This window comes from Pseudoalteromonas sp. GW168-MNA-CIBAN-0100 (assembly GCF_040309225.1).
GTDB classification, from domain to species: domain Bacteria; phylum Pseudomonadota; class Gammaproteobacteria; order Enterobacterales; family Alteromonadaceae; genus Pseudoalteromonas; species Pseudoalteromonas arctica.
Genome location: NZ_JBEOOL010000307.1, coordinates 1 through 328, shown reverse-complemented (window position 1 = coordinate 328; position 328 = coordinate 1). Strand labels below are relative to the sequence as shown.

1 pseudogene is annotated in these 328 nt (G+C 39.9%); it reads right to left on the bottom strand.

From position 1 onward, the window contains the following. A pseudogene (locus AAEY62_RS21235) lies at positions 1 to 328 on the bottom strand (peptidase M23); the annotation flags it as partial.

The window sequence follows — 328 nt, the reverse complement described above, 5'->3', positions numbered from 1 at the left end:
CTTCAGGAGTATAAAAACTACCGTCAGTGTGGCGAATTGCAGCATAGCGCTGGCCTTGGTTAACAAATTCCGCAGCAATAATTTTACCAGTACCAATAAATTCACCATCTACATAGTGAGATTCATAAATTAAACCAAACCCATCGCCTTTGCGAATATCGTTAGCAAAATCTACATCCCAACCAAATATATCGGCAAAGTTCATTATTTGGCGCTCGCTTAAACCTGCAGCTATTGCTGAAGTCCAAAAGCTACTAGAAATTTCGCCGCCTACTGTTTTAGTTAGCGTTTCTATTTCTTTACTATCGATTGAAGTGTCGTATTGCCC